The 4,176-nt window shown below is 42.5% G+C and carries 8 protein-coding genes and 1 tRNA gene; 3 read left to right on the forward strand and 6 right to left on the reverse strand.

The genetic code is table 11. From position 1 onward, the window contains the following. Window positions 1-84: 84 nt before the first annotated feature. The 3 genes from bcp to yajC all read left to right on the forward strand — a co-directional run bounded on the left by bcp (window position 85) and on the right by yajC (window position 1,666). Window positions 85-558, forward strand: a complete 474-nt coding sequence (bcp, locus tag AAGC78_RS18240; RefSeq protein ID WP_435785537.1) for a thioredoxin-dependent thiol peroxidase — start codon at window positions 85-87, stop codon at window positions 556-558. Between the two features lie 217 nt (window positions 559-775). Next, window positions 776-1,219 (forward strand): helix-turn-helix domain-containing protein, encoded by a 444-nt coding sequence (locus tag AAGC78_RS18245; RefSeq protein ID WP_435785538.1) that lies wholly within the window; start codon window positions 776-778, stop codon window positions 1,217-1,219. 99 nt (window positions 1,220-1,318) lie between these two features. Continuing rightward, complete coding sequence (gene yajC, locus AAGC78_RS18250) at window positions 1,319-1,666, forward strand: preprotein translocase subunit YajC (RefSeq protein ID WP_435785539.1); 348 nt, start codon at window positions 1,319-1,321, stop codon at window positions 1,664-1,666. A 59-nt stretch (window positions 1,667-1,725) separates the two neighbouring features. On the opposite strand, the gene AAGC78_RS18255 is transcribed toward yajC, so the two are convergent. From AAGC78_RS18255 to AAGC78_RS18280, 6 genes are all read right to left on the reverse strand, one after another. Further along, the gene (locus AAGC78_RS18255; protein ID WP_435785540.1) at window positions 1,726-2,052 is read right to left on the reverse strand and encodes a TusE/DsrC/DsvC family sulfur relay protein; all 327 of its coding nucleotides are present in this window, start codon (window positions 2,050-2,052) and stop codon (window positions 1,726-1,728) included. Window position 2,053: 1 nt separating this feature from the next. Continuing rightward, on the reverse strand, window positions 2,054-2,362 hold the full coding sequence (tusB, locus tag AAGC78_RS18260; RefSeq protein WP_435785541.1) for a sulfurtransferase complex subunit TusB: 309 nt from the start codon (window positions 2,360-2,362) through the stop codon (window positions 2,054-2,056). A 1-nt stretch (window position 2,363) separates the two neighbouring features. Beyond that, window positions 2,364-2,726, reverse strand: a complete 363-nt coding sequence (tusC, locus tag AAGC78_RS18265; RefSeq protein ID WP_435785542.1) for a sulfurtransferase complex subunit TusC — start codon at window positions 2,724-2,726, stop codon at window positions 2,364-2,366. A 1-nt stretch (window position 2,727) separates the two neighbouring features. Beyond that, window positions 2,728-3,120: a sulfurtransferase complex subunit TusD gene (gene tusD, locus AAGC78_RS18270; protein ID WP_435785543.1), complete on the reverse strand. Its 393-nt coding sequence runs from the start codon at window positions 3,118-3,120 to the stop codon at window positions 2,728-2,730. 64 nt (window positions 3,121-3,184) lie between these two features. Then, entirely contained in the window at window positions 3,185-3,868 is a 684-nt protein-coding gene (locus tag AAGC78_RS18275) for a Bax inhibitor-1/YccA family protein (protein WP_435785544.1), read from the reverse strand. A 196-nt stretch (window positions 3,869-4,064) separates the two neighbouring features. Further along, a tRNA-Ser gene (locus tag AAGC78_RS18280) sits at window positions 4,065-4,154 on the reverse strand. Window positions 4,155-4,176 lie beyond the last annotated feature (22 nt).

Consider the following 4,176-nt stretch of genomic DNA (forward strand, 5'->3'; position numbering starts at 1 on the left):
TTATAGTTCAGGTGCGTGCAAGTGAATGTTTAATCGCTATCTTCATATCTCCCAAATAATTTAGTTTTCAAGGTTTCTATAGAAATGACTTTTCCTAAAATTGGCAATCTTGCTCCTGCGTTTAACCTCACAAATCAAGCCGGTGTTGATGTTGCGCTGAAAGATTACAAAGGTAAAAAGAACGTGGTGCTGTATTTTTATCCCAAGGCATCTACTCCAGGTTGTACTGTTCAGGCTTGTGGAATTAAGGACAGTCGTTCAGATTTTGATGCGCTTGAGACTGTTGTGTTGGGTGTTAGTCCTGATGCTCCGGCGAAATTGCAAAAGTTCGTCGATAAATACGCGTTAAATTTTGATCTGTTGGCGGATGAAGATCATTCGATTGCTGAAAAATATGGGGTGTGGGGATTAAAGAAATTCATGGGGCGCGAGTTCATGGGAATCTTGAGAACCAGTTTTATTATCGATAAGGAAGGGCGGTTGCGGCACATCATTGATAAGGTAAATACCAAGACTCATGACCAGGATGTACTAAGTATTTTGCGCAATGGCATTTAAAGTGCTTTTGATATAATTTCTTGTGATAAAAAGCGGCATTTTTGAATGGAATTTATACTCATTTCTCTTTGTTTAAAATAAAGTTCGTCTATAATCGCTTAATAGCTGAGTGTAACTTGCTTGACTCATGGATGATGTTTGATACTTTGTGTGCTACCAAGGAAAACACTCCTGACTGATTTCATAAATGCCCTTAATTGGCAAAGGAGACGCCTGGATGATCCAATTACAGCGAATTTACCGTAACAGCGAACATTTTTCCGAAAACTCATTTGAAGGGTCTGAAGTAAGATCCTACCCTGAGTATCTTGCGATGGCAGATATCCCGAAGTTTGAAGGGGTGTCAGCGCGAGTTATTGATGCTTTAAAGCAACGGGTTGGGCGTGACGATCTCTCAATTGATCGTATTGCTGAAGACCTCAAGCTTTCTAAAAGAACCCTGCAACGCCGCCTTCAGCAGCAGAGTGCAAATTTTGCACAATTGCGCGATGTGTTGCGCTTCCATTATGCGATTAAGTATTTGATCGATGAGCATATGAGTGTAGATACGGTATCTAAAGCGTTGGATTTTTCAGATCGCACCAGCTTTACAAATGCTTTCAAACGTTGGACAAGCTTGTCTCCTAGTGTTTTCCGTAAACTCTTCCGTGATTACGCTTAGTTTCCCTTCATAACTGTCCTTTGTGGATTGGGAGCGCTAATTGCCTGCTTCTTTCAAAACAGGTAGAGTTAGCGCTTTTTATTCTACGAGGTTAGTTTCATGAGTTTCTTTATCGCGTCCGCAATGGCTCAGGCTGAAGCAGCACCAGCAGCATCACAAGGCAACCCAATGATCACGTTGCTGATGTTTGGTGGCATGTTCCTGTTTATGTACCTGCTGATTATTCGTCCACAACGTAAACGCCAAAAGGAACATCAGAATCTGGTGTCTGCTCTAGGTAAAGGGGATGAGGTGATCATGACTAGCGGTATGCTGGGTAAGATTCTCAAAGTTGATGAAAACTATGTTGTGATCGAGACTGGTAATAACGTGGAGCTGAAATTCCAAAAAGTAGCCGTTCACGCCGTGTTGCCAAAAGGTACTATCAAGTCTATTGATGCTGCTTAATCGGTGAAATGTAAAAAAGGGGGCTTCGGCCCCTTTTTTGTTTTTGATTTCAGAAGGAGCTATAGGCAGTTGGTTGGGCGAGGGAGTCCTGCGATTTTACTTGCGATTTTTGCTGGGCTCGGCGGGAAAAGTTGCAGTAAATAAATGCTTTTTCCTTTATCGGAGCCAAGTTTTTTCTCAGTGTATTTTACGAGCGCTCTCATTGCTGGCGAAATTTCGAATTCTCGATAAAAGTCTTGCAATAAGTTGATAATTTCCCAGTGTGCAGCAGAGAGCGAAATGTTTTCCTGCTTGGCAAGTTCATTTGCTATATCAACGCTCCATTCGTTCAAATCAATTAGGTAGCCATCCTTATCAAGCGCAACTTTTTGGTTGTTAATGCTCATATCAATACCAGCTTTGTACGCAGCGGTGATCAATGGTTAATTGAACAAACGCGTCATAATCAATAGGCTGAATGTTGCGTGCCAATTTTTCTTCCAGTCCTCGCGCTTTAATATCATTGATTAAGGCAAACACCTTCACTCCCTCGTTTATGAGCAATTGTAATTCGCTTGCGGCTGGTGCGGATTCGGTCGCACTGAAAACTCCATCCTCGAGAAATAAAATGGCATCGTTCCCTGCGCATATCTTTAGGCAAGAGTTGATAACATTATTTGTATAAGGTGATTTGTTGATCGTGTGAAGTGTGCTCATATCAAAAACTCAGGACGTGATCCTGTTCGGTTAACAAAATTTTTACATCATCGTTACTTAGTATTTTTATATCATCAAGGATGAGTTCCTCGATACCTATTGCTCTTTCAGTCAGGGAGTTCTGATGTGCATATATGTTCTCTATCCCGTAGAGCGATAATGCAGGGATAGTAGATGCAATATTTTTTTGGTTTATAAATTGGCTGTGCTGATTTTTTAATAACTGAAAGATTCCGTCATCCATAAACAGCACGCTAATATCCTGATCATAAACGGATGCAGCTAACGCAGTGTCCAGTGCTTCTCTTGCTGTGCTGTTACCGTAAGGTGCGTGACGACTAATGAGTAATATTTTTTTCTGCATCTTAATTGCCAAAGCTAATTAGTCTGTCTGAAACAGCTGCGGCCTCAATTAACTGCCCCAGGCCGCTTATAGTAAATTCTTCTGCGATGTTATATGAGGGTTTGTCATAGCGGTTTGCTTCGCCACTGTCCAGAATTCCACGGCGCAACCCTGCCGCTATACATACAACCAAGTCGAGATTATGTTGTTTCGCTAATGCTTGCCATGATTGCTGCAAATTAAATTCATCTTGTGGTGGAGCGGCAAGATTGGTTGCGTTATGAACGCCATCTTGATAGAAAAAAATGCGGTGCAATTTATGCCCTTGGTTTAATAGTGCCAATGAAAATTGATAGGCGCTATAACTTGCTTGGGAGGAGTAGGGGGCAGAGTAAACTGCTAACGAAAAAATCATATGGTGCTGCTACCAAAAAATAAGGCTCCACAGAGGGAGCCTTGAATTTATTCCTGCTACTTGCTTATTCGTCGCTTGTTACGCCAAGAAGATGTAACAGGCTGGTGAATAAGTTAACAATTGAGAGAAACAGGCTTGTTGTTGCCATGATGTAATTGCTTTCACCGCCGTGGATAATTTCACTGGTTTGATACAGGATTAAGGCTGACATCAACAATACTATGCCGGCAGAGAATGCCAATTGCAGGCCAGAAAATTGATAGCCGAAAAATGAAGCGCCTAGCAAAAACAGCATCACTGCGATCATTACCATCATGCCGACAGCAACGAAACCACCAAGAAAGTTGAAATTTTTACGGGTGGTAAGAACATAACCAGACAATCCTACAAAAACGAGTGCGGTGCCGCCGAGAGCCTGCATAATTATTGTGGAGCCATTTGCCATGGATAGATATTTATTAATGATGGGGCCTAAGCCTGCGCCAATAAGGCCGGTAAAGGCGAACACAACTAGAAGGCCTGTTGCTGAGTTGGCTGTTCTTGGTAGTACGAACCAGATCAGCGCCATTGCGATCAGGCTCATTATCAGGCCTGCGCCATGCCCTAATCCTGCAGCCATTGATATGCCTGCAGCAATCGCGCTGAACGCCAGGGTGAGGCCGAGTAGCATATAAGTATTGCGCAATACCTTGCTGGTTTCTGTCTGGCTAATTGCTTGCGTTGTTTGAACACCATAAAGTTCTTGCATAAGGCTCTCCATTAAGTGCTTGAATATAGTCAATTAGTTTGAGGCGATAATACAAATAAGCAACCGTAAAGCCAAGCTATTCTGGTATTTACTTCAGGTGGGCTGGTTATGGCTTCGACATGAAATATTGGCAGATGTTTCATGATAATTTGTGCAAATAAAAAAGGCGCTAGATTTCTCTAGCGCCTTTTTAATATGGCGGAAGGGCAGGGATTTGAACCCTGGGTAGGCTCGCACCTACGCCGGTTTTCAAGACCGGTGCATTAAACCACTCTGCCACCCTTCCGAGTGCGGCAAATTATACATAG

Origin of the sequence: Cellvibrio sp. (genome assembly GCF_039207905.1) — a bacterium.
Taxonomy (GTDB): domain Bacteria; phylum Pseudomonadota; class Gammaproteobacteria; order Pseudomonadales; family Cellvibrionaceae; genus Cellvibrio.

What these genes read in the sequence shown, in the direction of transcription:
- bcp (WP_435785537.1), top strand. Translation starts at nt 85, where the DNA reads ATGACTTTTCCTAAAATTGGCAATCTTGCTCCTGCGTTTAACCTCACA.
- AAGC78_RS18245 (WP_435785538.1), top strand. Translation starts at nt 776, where the DNA reads ATGATCCAATTACAGCGAATTTACCGTAACAGCGAACATTTTTCCGAA.
- yajC (WP_435785539.1), top strand. Translation starts at nt 1,319, where the DNA reads ATGAGTTTCTTTATCGCGTCCGCAATGGCTCAGGCTGAAGCAGCACCA.
- AAGC78_RS18255 (WP_435785540.1), bottom strand. Translation starts at nt 2,052, where the DNA reads ATGAGCATTAACAACCAAAAAGTTGCGCTTGATAAGGATGGCTACCTA.
- tusB (WP_435785541.1), bottom strand. Translation starts at nt 2,362, where the DNA reads ATGAGCACACTTCACACGATCAACAAATCACCTTATACAAATAATGTT.
- tusC (WP_435785542.1), bottom strand. Translation starts at nt 2,726, where the DNA reads ATGCAGAAAAAAATATTACTCATTAGTCGTCACGCACCTTACGGTAAC.
- tusD (WP_435785543.1), bottom strand. Translation starts at nt 3,120, where the DNA reads ATGATTTTTTCGTTAGCAGTTTACTCTGCCCCCTACTCCTCCCAAGCA.
- AAGC78_RS18275 (WP_435785544.1), bottom strand. Translation starts at nt 3,868, where the DNA reads ATGCAAGAACTTTATGGTGTTCAAACAACGCAAGCAATTAGCCAGACA.